The sequence below is a fragment of the Cohnella herbarum genome (assembly GCF_012849095.1).
In the GTDB taxonomy this organism is placed as follows: domain Bacteria; phylum Bacillota; class Bacilli; order Paenibacillales; family Paenibacillaceae; genus Cohnella; species Cohnella herbarum.
On sequence record NZ_CP051680.1, the window covers coordinates 4,290,465 to 4,307,818 of the forward strand.

General features: G+C 50.2%; 17 protein-coding genes and 1 riboswitch. Of the genes, 2 read left to right on the forward strand and 15 right to left on the reverse strand.

Annotated features, from left to right (window positions below; genetic code table 11):
• Nucleotides 1-36 precede the first annotated feature (36 nt).
• Together HH215_RS18280 and HH215_RS18285 are read right to left on the reverse strand one after the other, a co-directional pair.
• On the reverse strand, nt 37-1,005 hold the full coding sequence (locus tag HH215_RS18280) for a C-terminal binding protein (protein ID WP_169281210.1): 969 nt from the start codon (nt 1,003-1,005) through the stop codon (nt 37-39).
• Between the two features lie 13 nt (nt 1,006-1,018).
• Nucleotides 1,019-1,663, reverse strand: a complete 645-nt coding sequence (locus tag HH215_RS18285) for a cyclase family protein (protein ID WP_169281211.1) — start codon at nt 1,661-1,663, stop codon at nt 1,019-1,021.
• Nucleotides 1,664-2,120: 457 nt separating this feature from the next.
• On the opposite strand from HH215_RS18285, the gene HH215_RS18290 reads away from it, so the two are divergent.
• On the forward strand, nt 2,121-3,260 hold the full coding sequence (locus HH215_RS18290; RefSeq protein ID WP_169281212.1) for a GntR family transcriptional regulator: 1,140 nt from the start codon (nt 2,121-2,123) through the stop codon (nt 3,258-3,260).
• 603 nt (nt 3,261-3,863) lie between these two features.
• Here HH215_RS18290 and HH215_RS18295 read toward each other — a convergent pair.
• Nucleotides 3,864-5,078, reverse strand: coding sequence for an MFS transporter (locus tag HH215_RS18295; protein WP_169281213.1), 1,215 nt, complete (start codon nt 5,076-5,078; stop codon nt 3,864-3,866).
• A gap of 129 nt (nt 5,079-5,207) precedes the next feature.
• Here HH215_RS18295 and HH215_RS18300 point away from each other — a divergent pair, with 129 nt between their 5' ends.
• Entirely contained in the window at nt 5,208-6,092 is an 885-nt protein-coding gene (locus HH215_RS18300) for a LysR family transcriptional regulator (RefSeq protein ID WP_169281214.1), read from the forward strand.
• Between the two features lie 76 nt (nt 6,093-6,168).
• Here the strand turns inward: HH215_RS18300 and HH215_RS18305 are convergent, their stop codons facing one another.
• From HH215_RS18305 to HH215_RS18360, 12 genes are all read right to left on the reverse strand, one after another.
• The gene (locus HH215_RS18305) at nt 6,169-6,984 is read right to left on the reverse strand and encodes an ABC transporter substrate-binding protein (protein WP_169281215.1); all 816 of its coding nucleotides are present in this window, start codon (nt 6,982-6,984) and stop codon (nt 6,169-6,171) included.
• 15 nt (nt 6,985-6,999) lie between these two features.
• The gene (cobO, locus tag HH215_RS18310; protein WP_169281216.1) at nt 7,000-7,593 is read right to left on the reverse strand and encodes a cob(I)yrinic acid a,c-diamide adenosyltransferase; all 594 of its coding nucleotides are present in this window, start codon (nt 7,591-7,593) and stop codon (nt 7,000-7,002) included.
• A complete protein-coding gene (locus HH215_RS18315) occupies nt 7,590-8,378 on the reverse strand; it encodes a heme ABC transporter ATP-binding protein (protein ID WP_169281217.1) in 789 nt (262 codons plus the stop codon). Before HH215_RS18315 ends, cobO begins: the two co-directional genes overlap by 4 nt.
• A 6-nt stretch (nt 8,379-8,384) precedes the next feature.
• A complete protein-coding gene (locus tag HH215_RS18320) occupies nt 8,385-9,422 on the reverse strand; it encodes a FecCD family ABC transporter permease (RefSeq protein WP_169281218.1) in 1,038 nt (345 codons plus the stop codon).
• On the reverse strand, nt 9,415-10,437 hold the full coding sequence (locus HH215_RS18325) for an ABC transporter substrate-binding protein (RefSeq protein ID WP_169281219.1): 1,023 nt from the start codon (nt 10,435-10,437) through the stop codon (nt 9,415-9,417). Before HH215_RS18325 ends, HH215_RS18320 begins: the two co-directional genes overlap by 8 nt.
• A 191-nt stretch (nt 10,438-10,628) precedes the next feature.
• Nucleotides 10,629-10,822, reverse strand: a riboswitch (cobalamin riboswitch).
• A 363-nt stretch (nt 10,823-11,185) separates the two neighbouring features.
• Nucleotides 11,186-11,527 carry a zinc ribbon domain-containing protein YjdM gene (locus HH215_RS18330; RefSeq protein WP_169281220.1) on the reverse strand — a complete coding sequence of 114 codons (342 nt, stop codon included), beginning with the start codon at nt 11,525-11,527 and terminating at the stop codon, nt 11,186-11,188.
• Between the two features lie 61 nt (nt 11,528-11,588).
• Complete coding sequence (locus HH215_RS18335) at nt 11,589-12,011, reverse strand: type II toxin-antitoxin system VapC family toxin (RefSeq protein WP_169281221.1); 423 nt, start codon at nt 12,009-12,011, stop codon at nt 11,589-11,591.
• The gene (locus HH215_RS18340) at nt 12,008-12,259 is read right to left on the reverse strand and encodes a hypothetical protein (protein WP_169281222.1); all 252 of its coding nucleotides are present in this window, start codon (nt 12,257-12,259) and stop codon (nt 12,008-12,010) included. The genes HH215_RS18335 and HH215_RS18340 overlap by 4 nt, the downstream gene beginning before the upstream one ends.
• Before the next feature lie 130 nt (nt 12,260-12,389).
• Nucleotides 12,390-12,977, reverse strand: coding sequence for a Uma2 family endonuclease (locus HH215_RS18345; RefSeq protein WP_169281223.1), 588 nt, complete (start codon nt 12,975-12,977; stop codon nt 12,390-12,392).
• Between the two features lie 137 nt (nt 12,978-13,114).
• The gene (locus HH215_RS18350; protein WP_169281224.1) at nt 13,115-14,116 is read right to left on the reverse strand and encodes a cell wall hydrolase; all 1,002 of its coding nucleotides are present in this window, start codon (nt 14,114-14,116) and stop codon (nt 13,115-13,117) included.
• A 224-nt stretch (nt 14,117-14,340) separates the two neighbouring features.
• Nucleotides 14,341-15,555 carry a formaldehyde dehydrogenase, glutathione-independent gene (gene fdhA / locus HH215_RS18355; RefSeq protein ID WP_169281225.1) on the reverse strand — a complete coding sequence of 405 codons (1,215 nt, stop codon included), beginning with the start codon at nt 15,553-15,555 and terminating at the stop codon, nt 14,341-14,343.
• 110 nt (nt 15,556-15,665) lie between these two features.
• The gene (locus tag HH215_RS18360; RefSeq protein ID WP_169281226.1) at nt 15,666-17,225 is read right to left on the reverse strand and encodes a tetratricopeptide repeat protein; all 1,560 of its coding nucleotides are present in this window, start codon (nt 17,223-17,225) and stop codon (nt 15,666-15,668) included.
• Nucleotides 17,226-17,354: the final 129 nt, after the last annotated feature.

The window sequence follows — 17,354 nt, forward strand, 5'->3', positions numbered from 1 at the left end:
AACAATCCCCCAGTCCATCGTTCGCAACCCGAACGTCTACTTGCCTACTCCGTTCACGACGTGCAGCAGCGGTTCCCCGCTGAACAATCTCTTGATTTCCAGCGCGGCGTACTCCTGCAAGCGCAGAAGCGAGCTTTCGGAATACCACGCGCAATGGCTCGTTACGATGGAGTTATCCATCTTCAGCAGCGGACTGTCCGGCGCGATCGGTTCTTGTTCCAATACGTCCAGCGCCGCTCCTGCAATTTCTCCGTTCCGCAATGCGTTAATCAGCGCCTCCGTGTCGATCGTTCCGCCTCTGGACGTGTTAACGAGGAAACTCGTCGATTTCATAGTCTTAAAGGCATTTTCGTTGAAAACGTGTTTCGTCTCTTTCGTCAGCGGCATGTGAACCGTCAAGATGTCGCTGCGCGATAACAACGTATCCCAATCCACCTTCTCCACGCCAAGCCGCGCGAACGCTTCTTCGTTCACGAACGGGTCGTACCCGATCGCTTTCATGCCGAAAGCCTGCGCCCGATGCAGAACCGCTTTCGCGATATTGCCGAATCCGGCTACGCCGATCGTTTTCTCCTGCAAACCGATGATCGGCCGGCAAGGCGATATTTCCCATATTCCATCTCGCACGCGCTGCACGACCTGCGGAATTTTCCTAACGATGGCCAGCATCAGCGAAAGGGTATGGTCCGCCACTTCCTGAACCGCATAGTCGGGAACGTTAACGACGGGAATATCGCGGCGCTTCGCCGCTTCAAGATCTACATTGTCGACTCCGATGCCGTATCTGACGATGACTTTGCATTTCGTAAACTTCTCGATCGCTTCCGCCGTTACCGGAGCCCATTGCGTGAGCACCGCGTCCGCGTCGCGGCACAACTCGGCGACTTCCTCCGCCGTTTTGCATTGCCCCGTGGCGAACGTAAAGCCTAGCGGCTTCAATATGCGTTTCTCTTGCTCCAAGTCGGGAAATCCGGAATCCGTAACCGCTACTAAATAATTGCTCATGTTGCCCTCCTGCTTATGATTTCAACATCGCCAGCGCCCTGACCGGGGATCCGTCTCGTCCCTTGATTCGCAAGGGGGCCGCCATGAAGAAAAATTCGTCCGTTCCGACGTCGCCTAAATTCGCCAAGCCCTCCACGATTACGATTTCCGCTTTCAGCAATATTTTGTGGACCGGATCGAAGTCGGTCGGATTCGGCGTCGGCGCGTCCATGCCGATCATTGCGATTCGGCGCTCCGCCAGCCATTCGGCCAATTCGATCGTCATATAAGGGAAATCGGAAAAATAATGTTTTTGCGGATATTGCTTGTGCCAGTCCGTCCGATAAATCAATCTCGTTCCTTCGCCGATCCGATCCGCCACGTGAGCGAAATCTTCCACGGTTAACGGTTCCTTCGGCTTCTTATGGGACAAGTCGACGAGCAACGCCTCACCGATGCATTTGTTCAGATCCAGCTGATCGACCGTCTTCCCCTCGTCCAAGAAGTGAAACGGCGCGTCCAGATGCGTTCCCTGATGCGTGCTCATCACAAGCTGGGAAATGTTATATCCCATGCTGTCGACCGTATGATGGACGATAACGGCGCATTTCGGATCGAGAGCGAACGTAGGCGCCGCATGATAGATGTCTAACGATAGATCAACGAATTTTCCGCTCATGGTTACAACCTCCAACAAAAGATATATCCAATTTCAAAAGCGATAAATCGGTAAAATAAATCGTTGAGTTAGATCGGTAAGCGTTTGCACCGTTAGATTAACACCACTTTATTGGTTATGTCAATATCTTAAATGGTATAACTTTATTATATTGGATCTAATATTATAACTATACCCAAAACAAAGACGTGCGACATTTTTGTCCAGCGCTTATCGATATATCCAATTTAGGAAAATAATGATCTCTTAGCCCGCTCAGCGAGATGAAAGCGCTCGCAACAGAGAGTATCATTGTATATTGGGCATGTCAATACATGGCCAGTCTTTCATGATTTTCATAAAGATTGCTCAATTTAGACCAATGTTGATACATTGATAATAATGTTATATACTTTAACCGAATCGAAGGATTAAGCATGTTTTTCATTAGAATAACGACTCGGAGTGAATCTTAAAGATGAGCACGAAGAAACCCTTATATTCGCAAATCCAAGACTATATTATGAACCAAATAGACAAAGGAACTTGGCCGCCGCATTATCAAATTCCCCCGGAACGAGAAATAGCCGACCAATTTCAAGTCAGCCGCATAACGGCTAAACACGCCATGCTCGGACTCGTCAACGATGGATATCTCTACCGGCACCGCGGTAAAGGTACGTTCGTCACGGATAGAAACGATCATCCTCCGCAACAGGAAACCGTAACGCCGATATTCGCTCCTAAACCGCAGCCAAACAAAAAATTGATCGGTTTCATCATGCCTTGGATGGAATCCTATTACTCTTCCCTTCTAATCTCGGGGGTCGAAGCTGCTCTTACTCAGCTTTCTTATCATTTCGTATACAAACGGATCTCGAACCGAGAGGAAGAATCGAAGGCGATCCACGACTTCCTGAACATTCCCGTCGACGGAATGATTATCGTGGCCAGTCAAGGAGAGCAGCATTTCAATGACGACATCGTCCGGTTGGTGTTGAACAAGCACCCTGTCGTACTTGTAGAAAGAACGATGCGGGATATCCGCACGAACGGCGTATACTGCAACACGAAGGAAATCGGGATGTTGATGGTCGATTACTTGCACAAACGCGAGGCGAAAAATATAGCGCTCGTCACCTATCCTCCCTTGTATACGATCGGAGTCAGCGACCGGGTGAACGGATTCCAAAACGCCCTCCTTCAGAAAGGACTGGAACCTCTTTCTCTCGAGAGGATTTTATCGATTTCCACCGATATTCTGGATCAGTCGAATAACGAGGGCATTCCATCGGAGATGATAGCTTTCTTGGAAAACAACCGTAATCTCGATGCGATCGCGACCGTAGACGCTTTGCTAGCGCAATACATCGGCAAAGCTTGCGTGAAGCTGAACCTCGAGCATATCGACATTATCTGCTGCGACCAGCCATTGCTGTACCCGGACTGCGTGTCTCCGATCGCGTACATCGATCAGTCTCCGTTCGAGATGGGTACTATCGCGGCGCAAATGATCGTGGATTCCATCGTAAACCATACCGAGCCTCGCAAGCAGACGATCACTCCGAAACTCGTTGAAATCTCTGGCGAGCCTGTCTATTCTAGCACCAAGAACTGAAAAGCTTCTGAATCATTAGTAAATACGTCGGAATCCCTTTCTCAATGTAGATAAGCTGAATTCTGTATGACAAGAATGACAAAAACACCCGGTCTCGGTATCCCTGACGGTTCCGAGCAATGATTGATCGACTCGCTGTATGGGAGAGAGGGCCTATAGAATACCTATATAACCCCCTCCCATCAGGCACTACGTGTAAAAAGTCACTTAGTTGTTCCGGCACTCGGCAGCTTTCCAATCTAAGTGTAAAATGTGCAATTAGATGTCTCGGTACTCGCCAGCTTTCTAGTCTAAGTGTAAAATGTGCAATTAGTTAGCGGATGATCTGCTTAGATCGGCCAAGGTACCCGAATTAGATGTATTTTTTACACTTAGAATTCTCATCGAAAGAAATACACATCATCTAGATGTACTTTTTACACTTAGATGCTGAGGCTTGCCATCTTGCTCGTGCATCTAGCTTGTGCATCTAGCTCGTGCATCTAGGCCTGTGAATCTAGCTTATTCATCTAGCCTGTGAATCCAGCTTGAATCCTGCTTGAACATGAACTTAATACTTCCCGACTTCCGACAAAACCGCCCCACGTAGAGGCGGTTTTGTCATTAAGCTGCGGAAACGCGCCGTTTAGCGCCAGGAAGATGATACAAGAAATAGTATACGGCAACGGAAATTAAAGTAATGAACCCTGCGAATACATACATCGTGCGGTAATCCGTTAAGCCGGCGATCATTCCCATGAAGTAAGAGCCAGAACCGTAACCTAAGTCAAACAAAAGAAAAAAAGTCGCTGCCGCGCTTCCCCTCCGATGCTCGGGGGCAAGCTTCATCGCTAACGTCTGGAAACAAGGCAAGAGAGCCCCGTAACCGATACCCATGATGACTCCGGCCGCGAGTACTATCGCTTCGGAATGTGCTTGGCTCAACAAGAGCATCCCGGCGGCGAATAATGCTATTCCCGGGTAGGCCAACAGATGCTCCGTATATTGATCAAGCACCTTACCGATAACGGGGCGGAATAGGACGATCATTAGCGTAAATGCAACGAAGAAATAACCCGTGACTTGAGAATGATGGATCTCTACGGTAAAAGAAGCGATAAATCCGGATAAAGAGCTATAAGAGAAGGCAAGGCAAAAGCCTACCAAAGAGATCGGCAACGCCTTAGGTTCAATAAAGTCGCTCCATCTCAAGCGTTGTTTTTCCTGCACGGGCTTTCCTTTCCCGTTCGTTTCCGTACGGTTTCGTTCCTCTTGCCCGGGCAAGCGTATTCCGATCGTAAAAAACAGGGACACCGCGGCAATCGCGCATACCGAGATCAACAGGAGATCGATATCCTTGTCTTTCCATAAGTAGAGGCCAAAGGCCGGGCCGACGGCCATCGCAATGCTCATGAACATCGTGAAGTAGCCGACTCCTTCTCCTTGGCGCGACTTAGGAACCAACGAGACGGCTACGGTGCTCATGGCCGTCGAGGCTAGAGCGTAACTCATTCCGTGGATAAAGCGAATGACTAGGAATAGAACAATTCCAGGGGTACCGAAATAACCTACGCATGCGATTAGAAACACAACCATCCCAATAACGGCCATTTTCTTTTTACCGAATCGATCGATCCATCGTCCCGAGAAAAGCCTCAGCAGTACGCTCCCGATGACGTAAATGGAAATAGACAGTCCCATCTGCTGTTCGTTCCCGTTCATGCTATCCTTCACGTACAACGGAAAGGCCGTCGCAAGAATATAGAAATTAAGAAACATGAAGAAGCTGCTCATACAAACCACGATAAAATCTTTCGTCCAGATTCTCTCTCTATTCAACACACATTCTCTCTCCATTCAAATCGTCTGTATGTTGAACAATTATAAGATTGAACTTTTATAAAATATAATACATATTTGATGATGTAATCATCACATGAAAGCTATGAATGAAGCGAGGTCCCCTACATGGAATTTCTTCAACTCAAATATTTCCAAGCGGTTGCGCGCTCAGAGCACATCACGAAAGCTGCCAAGGAATTAAACGTATCGCAGCCTTCGCTTAGTAATTCGATCCAACGCTTAGAAAGGAAATTGGGTATCCCCTTATTCGAGCGCCAAGGCAGGCATGTCAAATTAAACGCATTCGGCAAAACCTATCTCCGCCGGGTAGAACGAGCTTTCCTGGAGCTTGAAGAGGGAGAGCGCGAGGTTACGGATATGGCCGGACTCGATCATGGAATCGTATCGATATCGATGACTCTACCGTATGTGCTGCCCACCCTCCTCAAAGATTTTCTGACCGAATATCCTCATGTGCGAGTCGTACAGCGTCAATTGGGTTCTGCTTTCCAAATGAGAGCCGATCTGGAGAACGCCGAAATCGATTTTTGCATCTCTACTACCCCGGTTACCGGGCCGGATATCGAATGGCTAACCTTGGTGGAAGAGGAATTGTGCTTGACCGTGCCGAAAGGGCACCGCTTTGCTTCAAGGGAAAGCATCTCTTTAATAGAAGCGGCCCATGAACCCTTTATCTCTTTGTCATCTCATTCTAATTTCCGGAAAATAACGGACGAGTTTTGCCGGCAAGCCGGTTTTGAACCCCATATCGCTTTCGAGCTTGAGGAAGTCAGCGCCATCCAAACGTTGGTCGAGATGGGGTTAGGCATCACCTTCACCCTCCCCCTCACCTTAGGCAGAAGAGCTTCTAGCCCGGACACCGTTCAATTGAAAATAACCGAACCGCTCTGTCAGCGAACGTTCGGGATCGCATGGAACAAAAAACATTACTTATCTCAAGCCGCCATACATTTTCGCCAATTTGCCATTGCTTTTTTCAGTAAATCTTAGAATCCTCGTCACGGAAAACATGTCGAAGAGGCCTATGCGCAACGACATAGGCCTCTTGCAAACGAAAAATAATCGCTCAGCTAAACCACATCTCGCTCTCTACCGGATCATACGCGGGGTACACATCCGGGTGCAAGAAAGCCGCAAGCTTCTGCAACCCGACGATAAGTCTCGGCGATGGCCGACAATACAACGGTTCTTCCATGACGTGGATCCGGCCCTGTTGAACGGCGTCCAACCGCGACCAACCCTCTCGTTTCTTCACCGATTCAGGCTTCACTTGTTGCGCTTTAACGCCCACCCACGCCAGCAAGATATAGTCGGGAATCCGGCTTAACACATCCTCGGGCTCCGTCTTCACGCTTGCCCGGGGATCGTCCGCGAATACGTTCCGGGCTCCGGCGAGCTCGCTGATCTCCGTCAACCAGTTGCCGCCTCCCGGCGTAAATACAGGCTTCGGCCACCATTCCCAGTACAGCGACGGCTTATGACCAACTTTCCGGCTCAATTCCGCATACTGCTCCAATACTTGTCGGTATTTGCTCGCGGCCGCCGTCGCTTGCTTAAGCGTATTCGTCGCTTCGCCGACGACTAGCATGTTGTTCGCGATATCCTCCAAGCTCTTGGGATTCAGGATGATATAAGGCAGGTTCCTATCCTTCAAGCGTTCAATATTTTTCTCCATCCCCGGAACGGTAAGCGAGGCAACAATCAGATCCGGTTTAAGCGCCTCGAGCGCCTCAATATCGATATCCATATCCGATCCCAATCTCGGCAATGCTCCTATGGCCGGCGGCCAATCGGAGTACTTATCCACGCCGACGATCGATGAGGTTAGCCCCATGAAGGCGAGCAGCTCCGTATTGCTCGGGCATAACGACGCGATTCTCATTTTCCCAACCCCATCTCACATTTCGATTCCCATTACGGCCGATACGCCTTCTTCGTAATAGTGCTTCACGGGCTTCATCTCCGTAACGAGATCGGCGATCTCCACCACTTCCGGCTGCGCGTTCCGCCCCGTCAGCACCAGATGCATGCCTTGAGGGCGATTACGAATGACGTCGAGAACTTCGCTAAGCGGCAATACGTCGTCGATCGGGAACGTACTGATCGCCAGCGCATTGTTGATCTCATCGAGAATGATCAATTGATGCTCGCCTTTCGAGATGCGTTCCTTAGCATAAGCCCATGCCGTCCTGAGCGCTTCGCGGTGTTCTTCCGGCGTCTTCAACCACGTGAATCCGATACCGAGCTGATGAATCTCGATGCCGAGCTTATCGAATACGATTTTCTCGCCATAGGTTCGCTGAGGAGATTTAATAAACTGTAATATCAGCACGTTAAATCCCCTGCCGACGCCGCGAACCGCCAAGCCCATCGCGGCCGTCGTTTTCCCTTTCCCATCCCCCGTATAGACCAACGTCAGCCCTCGTTCTTTACTCGGTTTATCCATGATTACCCCCGCCTCTCGTGAATTAATAGGAACCACCTTCTTCATTCTCCGAATGTTCCGCCTTGCTGTAGCATAATTTGCGGCAGCTTATGGATCGGATGTTCGACAACGATAGGAGTGGTTCCGTACACTTGCTTGATCAGCTCGCTGCGCATGATCTCCTCCGGAGTCCCGAGACAGACCGCTTCTCCCTTATGGATCATCAGCAACCGATCGCAATAGATGGAAGCTAGGTTAAGATCGTGCAGGACCGCGACGACCGTCAATCGCTCCTCGTTCTGCCACGCCTTCACCAGATCCATGATCTGAATCTGATATCCGATATCCAGGTAAGTCGTCGGTTCGTCTAACAGCAGCAGCTTCGGTTGCTGGGCCATGACCTTGCCGAGCGCCACGCGCTGCCTTTCTCCGCCGCTTAAATATTGCAGCGACCGATCTTGCAATTCGACCAGCTTAAGCTTGTTTAGAATCGAATTAATGATGGCCTCATGATCGCCCTTCTCTTCGCCGAGCCAGTTCTGATAAGGATATCTCCCCATCTCCACGACTTCCTTCACCGTGAAGTTCACCGAAGGAAGCGACTCCTGCTGCAGTACGGCAAGAGATCGGGATAGTTCCTTGCGCGAATAGTCGCCTAAGTCTTTGCCGTCGATACGGATTTGTCCGGAACTCATCTTCTCCACGCCGGATATCATCTTAAGCAGCGTTGACTTCCCGCTCCCGTTGGGACCCAGAATGCCGAAAAATTCTCCTCTGCGGACGGAAAAGCCGATATCCGCCAAGATGTTGGCCTCGTCATAGGATTTCGAGAGATGTTCGACCTGTAACATAGATCTCTACGCCCCCATTCGTTTCTTGTTTTTGCGGAGCAAATACGCGAAGAACGGCGCGCCGAGGAAAGCCGTAACGACGCCAAGGGGAATTTCCGTCGGGCTAAGCAACATACGGGCTAAAGTATCCGCCCATAACAGGTAGATTCCTCCGAAGATCGCCGTAACCGGAAGCAATATACGATAATCGGGACCGACCATTAACCGGACCAGATGAGGAACGACGAGTCCCACGAACCCGACCGTTCCGGCCACGGATACGGCCGCTGCCGTAATAAGCGTAGATACGGTAAGCACGATTAGCCGTGTTCTGACGACGTTGACGCCTAGATGCTCCGCTTGCCGTTCGCCTAGAGCGAATAGATTCAATGCTCTCCCATAAGACAAGAGCACCACGAATCCTAAGATTAAATAAGGCAATAGCATCCCCGTGAAGGCCCATCCCCGCAGCGAAAGGCTTCCCATCATCCAGAATACGATTTCGTTGATGACTTGATCGGATAAGCTCACCATGAAGCTCACCATCGAGCCCAGAAAAGCCTGCACGACGACGCCGGACAGAATAAGCGTCTCTAGCTGAAACTTACCGTTGATAATCGCTAATCGAAGAACGACGAATAGGCTGATCATCCCCGTGGCGAAAGCCACGATCGGAATCGTCCATTTGCCTAGAAGAGCGAGTTGCAAGCCGAATAGAATAATGAACGCTGCGCCAACAGCCGATCCCGACGCTACGCCAAGGGTATACGGGTCGGCAAGCGGATTGCGCAACACGCCTTGAAATCCCGCGCCGGCGAGTGAAAGACAAGCTCCGATGAGAATGGCTAGCAGGACGCGAGGCAGCCGAACTTTCGCAATGATTTGCTCCGCGGACACCGGCCAATCCGGCGTCACCCAATCCCCGACAACGGGAAGTTGATGCCACAAGATGCCCCAAACCTGACCCACGGGCAATCTGGCCGTTCCCATCGACAGACTTACGACAACGGAAAGAAGGAGGAGCGCCAACCCCGCTCCTCCCCAGATGACGATCTTCCTACTCACTCTTCACCAATCCCGGATAGATGCCTTCCGAAAGCTGCTTCAACGCTTCCGTAATGCGCGGTCCAGGTCGCGACAGAATGTCTCCTTCCAAGCCGACCAATCTCTTATCCGCGATCGCCTTGATTTTGTCCCAGCCGCTGCGCCCTTGGATTAGATCTTCCAGCTTCTTGCCGCTCTTATCGTCCGTGATGTTCAACGTGTAGATGATCACGTCCGGATTGTCCGCGATGATCTTCTCTTCGTTGATCGGATTCCAGCCCGGCAGATCGGCAGCGATGTTGATGCCTCCGGCCAGCGTAATCAGTTCGTCCATGAATTCGCCTTTACCGACCGTCCAACCCGGCGAGAACTCGATGAATACTTTCTTCTTCTCTTCCGGTTTGATCGTGGCGGCCGCTTCGGTTACTTTGCGAATATCTTCTCTCATCTGCGCGACGAGAGCTTCAGCCTCTGCTTGCTTATCGGTAATTTGTCCGAACAACGTAATGTTGCCGAGAACGTCTTCTACCGTCTTAGGCTCTGTTTTCACTAGCTTCAGACCAAGCGAACGGAATTTCTCGACGGCCGTGTCCTTAATGGAAATTCCGGTAATGACCAAGTCCGGCTCCAATGCCATAATCGCTTCCACGTTCGGTTCGGATACGCCGCCAACCTTAGGCTTATCGAGCACTTCCGGCGGATAGTTGTCGTAATCCGATACGCCTACGACCTTATCTCCAAGGCCAAGCGCGTACAGAATTTCGGTCTCCGATACGGAAGTCGAGACGATCTTCTCGGGAGCCTTGTCGAAAGTGAATTCCGTTCCCGTAGGATCCTTAATCGTGAGCGGGTACGCGGTTTTCTTGTCCGCAACTTCCGGAGCCGGCGTTTCGCTCGCCGGAGCGGAAGAGCTTGCGCTCGGGCTAGCGCTCTCGCTAACGACCGGGCTAGCCGCCTCATTATTATTTCCGTTGCCGCATCCCGCAAGCGCGACTGCCAACACTAACGTAAGCGCTAATAACCATAAACGTTTCATTGCCCAACATCCCCTCGAAAAATATGTAGAGTAGGGCTTGAACGATCAAATTTCTTTACCGGCGGTGCCATACAACGAGAAAACCCCCGTCTCCGTAAGGAAACGAGGGTAGCAGATCAGGAAGATTAGTAGTGATGGAAAACAATCTATAAATGTCCTGATTCGGCCGATCCTTTTCCGCGAAGGAGTTCGTTGGCGAAGCCGAGTAGGCAGGTTTCCTGACTTACGGGTTAGATGACTCCCTCTCCTTCCCATCCCTTGCGGAACAGTGGTCTTGCGAGGTTATCCCCGATACACAGTGGCGGGACCGCGCCGGATTCGCACCGGCTTCCCTTTTAACCTTAAACGCGCGAGCGTCTAAGGCACCTACAGGCTGTAAATGATTTAATTGGTCGGTCAAGCAACAATCTCTTCTAGCATTATAGTTGAACCTGGCTCAAAAGAGAAGTAAAGAATATGTAAGTTGTCGTTGTGCCGTGGTGTGCGTAGTGAACCATGAGCATGTTGCTTAATCAGCGCTTGACGTATAAAGCTTCCGGCTAAAGGAAGCCACAGCCGTTATTCTGCTCAAAATGCTACTTTTCAAAATTTAACGGAAATGAGCGCTCTTATTTAAGTGTTTTCCAGTGAAAACATGCTATTTGGGCATACATAGAGGCGTCCAGTTCCGTTAGAGTTTTAAAACGCTTGTTTTCATCTAAGTAGCGTCTGTCACATCCGTTAGAAAATATCCCTCGCTTGTTTTCCATCAGATTTTTTTCACGAATTCGGATTTTAGCTTCATCTCTCCGAATCCGTCGATCTTGCAATCGATATCGTGATCGCCGTCAACCAGACGAATGTTTTTCACCTTAGTGCCTATTTTTACGACCAAAGAGCTTCCTTTTACTTTCAAGTCTTTGATAACGGTAACGGAATCTCCATCGTTCAAGACATTTCCATTGGCGTCTTTGAATACTTTGCTCTGGTCGGCTTTGTCCGTATCCGATTCCAAAGTCCACTCATGCGCGCACTCCGGACAGATGAGCAGACTTCCGTCTTCGTAGGTATATTCCGATTCGCATCTCGGACAATTCGGCAGCTCTAACATGATGATATATCCTCGCCTTCGATTACGTTTCTATTATTAAGAACAACCTATACAGTTTACTCTACTTTTCGCCTAACAGGCGAATATACAGACCGGATTCTTTAACGGAGTTAACGAGACGTTCATCCGCCGTCCAAAATTCGATACCGTCGCAGAGCGCAAGATAGATCGCATCGTATAAATGGACAAGCCCGTTTTGATCGGCGATTTTCCAAGCGGAATCGTTCAGCATCGCAAGATCCACATAGGTTATCGGTAGCAAATTGAATTTGTTCCATAATTCTTGAAGCGTCTCGAAATCCAATAGCTTTCTACGCCACTTCTTCCTCAGGACGCTCCCGACCTCCAGCTTCATGATTGCCGGAGCGACGATTTCTTTCTTCTCTCTAAGCAAGCGAACGACCAATTCCTGCGCCGAATCCGTACCGGGTTCCTCGGTTAATATTTTAACCCATATACTGGCATCCAAAATGACCCTGCTCACCTTTCACCTTCCCGCAATTGTCTAATATCTTCCACGGAATCCGGTTGAACGCCGCTTACTCCCTTAGCTCTCTCGCGAACGACCGCGATTTCCCGAATCAGCTTCTCGCTTTGATCCGCATTCATATATTGTTCGGTGACTTCAATCATTACATCGTTCATCGTTTTATTTTCCGCCGAAGCCTTTTCGGCTAAATAGTCGACAACGAGTGCGGGCAGACGAACCGTTAATTGTTTCTTTTCGCTCATTGATATCGCTCCGCTCTATTGGAATAACATTATCTTAACAAGAATCAGGTTAAGAATCAATTGATGAATCATTACCTGATTCTCTAATTTGATACTTATGGGGTATATGGACTATCTAATCCGAAATCACTTACTGTCCCCTCATAACCTCAGCAAAAATCTCGCTGACTTCAAACGATACGCACGGGAGCTTGTCCGAGATCACCCGATCGTCTCCATCGAATAACTGGATCAACTCATAGTTCTCTTCAACGAGTTGAAACTGCTCCAACGTCCTCGTATCCGAATCGATCACCCAATACTCTTGAACGCCAAATTTGGCGTATGTCTCCATCTTGACTCCCCTATCTTTCTTTCTTGAACCTGGAGAGATAATCTCTACGACCATATCCGGCGCCCCTTCGATTCCCCGTTCGGTTACGAGATGAAGACGACTGCGGTGGATCATCATCATATCGGGCTGCAATACATTCGTCTTGCTCAGAATCACATCAAATGGCGGATGGAAAATCAAATAGTCCGACTTGCAACTCTGCATTAACATAAAAAACAACGTCCCGCTTATCGTTTGATGAGATGCCGTAGCACCTGGAGACATCATCTCCAACTTTCCATCGAAAATCTCATATCTATGACCGTCATCCGGCATCGCCGCATACATCTCGTAGGTAACCGACTGTTCCTTAATCCTATCCGCGGCTTTCTTCTCCTTGTCCATTACATTCTCTCCCCATCGCTAAACGAATAGCACCCCATCTAAGCTACACTAGAAGTGTTTGGCTTCGATGGGGTGCTTCCCCGTACTTTATCTATTAATTATGGTGTTGCGATTCGTCACTGTCAACTCGATAATAACTATTTCGCGAATCTATGCGTACCGAATGTCGCGATCGTATCAAGACCCGACCAGAACGGTCCCGAGGACACGCTTGGATCATAGAAATAAACGGCATCCTTAACGTTGTTCTTGCCGTTTAAAGCATCTTTAGCGGCGCGAAGCACGCTTGCATTCGGCACGCTCTTATCCAGCAAGCCGTTGTGCGCGACGGGGAACTGTTTACCGGAATAAATGACATCGCGAATCGTGTTTGGGAACCGCGAATCCTTAACCCTGTTAAGAACGACATTGGCTACGGCCAGTTGACCCTCGTAAGTCTCGTATCCGGACTCGACTTGCGTGAGTTTGGCTAAGAGCATGTAGTCTTTCTCCGTATACGGCTCGGCTTCGTTCTGAAGAACGGAAGGGATGATAATTTTCAGTGAATCACCCGCCTTGATCTCGTCGGCGCTCTTCAGTCCGTTACGCTTAACAAGCGTGGACTTGCTAACTCCGAATTCCTTGCCGATCTCCGTTAAGCCGTAGCTTTCCGTTACGACAGCCGGTTTCACCGCATCTAGTTCAACGAGTTGGGCCTCGGGATCCCACTTCACCGTGGCATGCAGCAATTCGGCGACGTGGCGTAGAGGAATATAGATTCTGCCACCCGCTACGAACGGCGCGACATCCATTCGATAACGATTGTCGTTGAAGTAAACAACCGGCACTCCGTTGCTCAGAACGATTTTGTCCTTATTGACGGTGTGGATCGTGACGGCTTCATTGTCGTTATCCCACTCGCTCCTCGCGTTTAACGCGACGGCTAGGTTCGCAATCGGCAGGAACAGTCGGTCATCCCGCATCCGTACCGTGTCGGCCAGCTTTGCTTTTATTCCGTTAATCTTAATGGTTACGTCATGAGCCGCAGTTTCCGTATTCTCTTCCGCGGCGGCGGCTACCGGCAATGACATGCAAAGCAGGAGCAGCGTAAAGAGCGGGATGAGCAGTCGCCCGCGAACTTGCTTGCTTCTATGAAGCATAACAACCTCCTGAAGATGGTTCGGCTTATCACCAACGCATTTTTTGGATACTGTAAAAATATATCACAACTTTAAGCGCTTGCAGGATTAACATTTTCACACAATTAACGATTCCGACGGAAAATAAATAAAGAAAACCGAACAGCTGCCAGGAGATTTCCCTGGTTCTGCTCGGCTATACACGGGTTTATGCAGCACTCATCCTCGTCAATCCCATATCCCGGTTACTTCACGGATCCGTGAGGATCGATAACGAACTTCTTCGAAGCGCCGCGATCGAACTCGGCATAAGCCGCCGGCGCCTGATCGAGCGAAATCTTAGTGGCGTTCACGGCTTTAGCGATCTGCGCGCGGCCGTTCAGGATGGAAGTCATTAAGTAGCGGTTATACTGCATGACCGGCGTCTGGCCCGTAACGAACGTGTGCGCCTTAGCCCAACCGAGACCGAGGCGGATCTTGAGCGTACCGATCTTCGCATCCTCGTCCACCGCGCCCGGATCTCCCGTCACGTACAGACCGGGAATGCCGAGACGACCGCCCGCCCTCGTCACTTCCATGATCGAATTCAGCACAGTCGCCGGCGCTTCGCCGTGCGCGTTTCCGTGCCCGTGCGCTTCGAAACCGACGCAATCGACCGCGCAATCCACTTCGGGCTCGCCGAGAATTTGATCAATCTGTTCCCCGAGATTCGGGTGCTCCCGCAGATTAACCGTCTCGCAGCCGAAGCTGCGCGCTTGGGCGAGACGCTCCGCGTTCAAATCGCCGACGATGACGACGGCCGCTCCGAGCAATTGCGCGGAGTGAGCGGCCGCGAGCCCGACCGGTCCCGCTCCGGCGACGTATACGGTGGAGCCAGGCTTAACGCCCGCGCTGAACGCGCCGTGGAAACCCGTGGGGAATATATCGGATAGCATCGTCAAATCCAGGATTTTCTCCATCGCCTTTTCCTTGTCCGGGAACTTCAGCAATTGGAAATCCGCATAAGGAACCATTACGTATTCGGATTGTCCGCCGACCCAACCGCCCATATCGACGTAGCCGTAAGCGGAGCCCGCCCGATCCGGATTGACGTTCTCGCACACATGCGTATTGCGTTCTTTGCAATTTCGGCAACGTCCGCAAGCGATATTGAACGGCACGGAAACGAGATCGCCTTTCTTAATATACTCGACGTCGCGGCCGACTTCGATGACTTCTCCCGTAATCTCATGTCCGAGCACGAGTCCGCTAGGTGCCGTTGTCCGCCCGCGAACCATATGCTGGTCGCTGCCGCAAATGTTCGTCGTGATGACTTTCAGAATGACTCCATGCTCGCACTTGCGTCCTACGTTTAACGGATTAACGCCCGGTCCGTCCCTCAGAATCAATTCCGGATAAGAAATATCGCTGACTTCTACCTTGCCCGGTTCCACGTACACAACAGCGCGATTGCCCGACATGTCCTCACTCCTCGAAAAGTAGTAGGATAATTTTTAAGTAAGCGCATACACAGGTGTCGCTTTCTATTATACCGAATGTTTTCGAATCCCGCGATCGCCTTGCTAATTAATTACTCTCCTTCAAGTAAGTCTTGTAGCGCCAAAGCCCCTTCATGCCCGGGCTCTATCTTCAGAGCTCTACGAGTATATGCTAGCGCCTCTACAGCATTTCCTGCTTCATAATGACAAACAGACAAGCGATATACTCCCTCGAAGTTATCCTCGTTATGCCCGTTATTCATCAGCGAACGTTCCAAGAACGGCAATGCATCCTCGAATAAGTCCATCTCGTACAGCAGCATGCCGCAATCTAATGCTAAGTCATGCTTCTCCCCCATCGGATAATAGGCCTGCCACATCCTATAGATTCCGCTGCGGAGATCTTCCATATCAGCTTCGATACCGGTCGGTAGAAGACTTGAGATCCGCTTGACGCTTTGCAGAAACCATTCGGAATCGTAACCGCCGAGCCGCCAGAGAGCGAGGATCTGCCGGAGCTCCATCTGCTCCAGCTGTCCGTCGAACCATTGTTTTAAGCTGAAAAAATCGTCCGGTCCAAAACGCTCGATGCGCCGCCGATAGGCCAAACGGGTCTGGATATAACTCATCGGGTTCTCAAGCATCAGGATGCAGCCTATGTTTAAGTTGTGATGATGATGCGAGGTAAAGAAACTATGCGCACCCTTTCGTTCGAAATGGGTCTGTATCGCATGATAGTTTGCCGTCAAAGAAAAGCTGCCATGAACAATAAGCTTCGGCGGCTCCGCGAACTCCCAGTTCTCTAACCGGTTATCGCCTTTATCCGCCGTAATGAGCACAAAACCTTGGAGGGATAGCCGACCCAGCCGCTCTAAACAAGCCATTCCTATGGCCGGAAACAGAATATGGGAATCCTCCAGCTTCTCTCTATAGAACGCGATTACATTGCGGTAGGGGTACGTCGCTCGTTCGAAATCGGTTCCTCGGCGATAATGGTACTCAAGAGTCGCCTTCTCCAGCAATTCGGATGCGCTCAGACCGGCAATCCCGTCCGGAAAATCGAGCGATACTTTGCAATCGTAGACTTTACCGTCTTCCACATAAATTAGATCTTGAGGAATGCTATCGAAAAAATAGTTGGCAATAACGAGCAACGGTTGCTTCAAGTCCCCAGGCCGGATCGTGATGCCCGAATGTATCAAGATTAGCTCCGTATCGTTAACGGCATCAAATTTCGCGAAGTCCAATACCCCCCGCTCCACGAACGGAAGCAAGCTCGGATGCTGTTTCCAGTATGTCATATTGGAGACGGCCAGATCGCTCATGACATAACGGAAAGGCGGGACCGCAATGCCTGCGAATTCGATTAAGTCGCATAGTTCCTTAAGCACAAGATAAGCGAATTGGCCCGATCCCGCTCCGAGTTCAACGATCGTGACCGGCTCGGTATCGTTTCCTAATGTCGCTCTATCTTGAAGAAACCCGAAAATCATCTCCGCGTAGGCTTCGGCCATGACCGGATTACTCGTGATATACTGCGGAACTTCGTCCCTTTGCCACGCTTTAATTCCTTGCTCTTCATAATAAGACCGCTGCCACTCCCAGATGGGCGCTTCGCTGAAACGGTACAACTGTTGATCGGTTTGCGTCATTTCACATATCCGCTCTCTTTCGGTATCGATAACACGATGATAGCACAGATCTCCTCCCTCCTGATAATGGGCTGACTACCGGCGTACCGGAACCCAGTTCCTCTATCGCGCCCGTCAGTCTTTATCTAT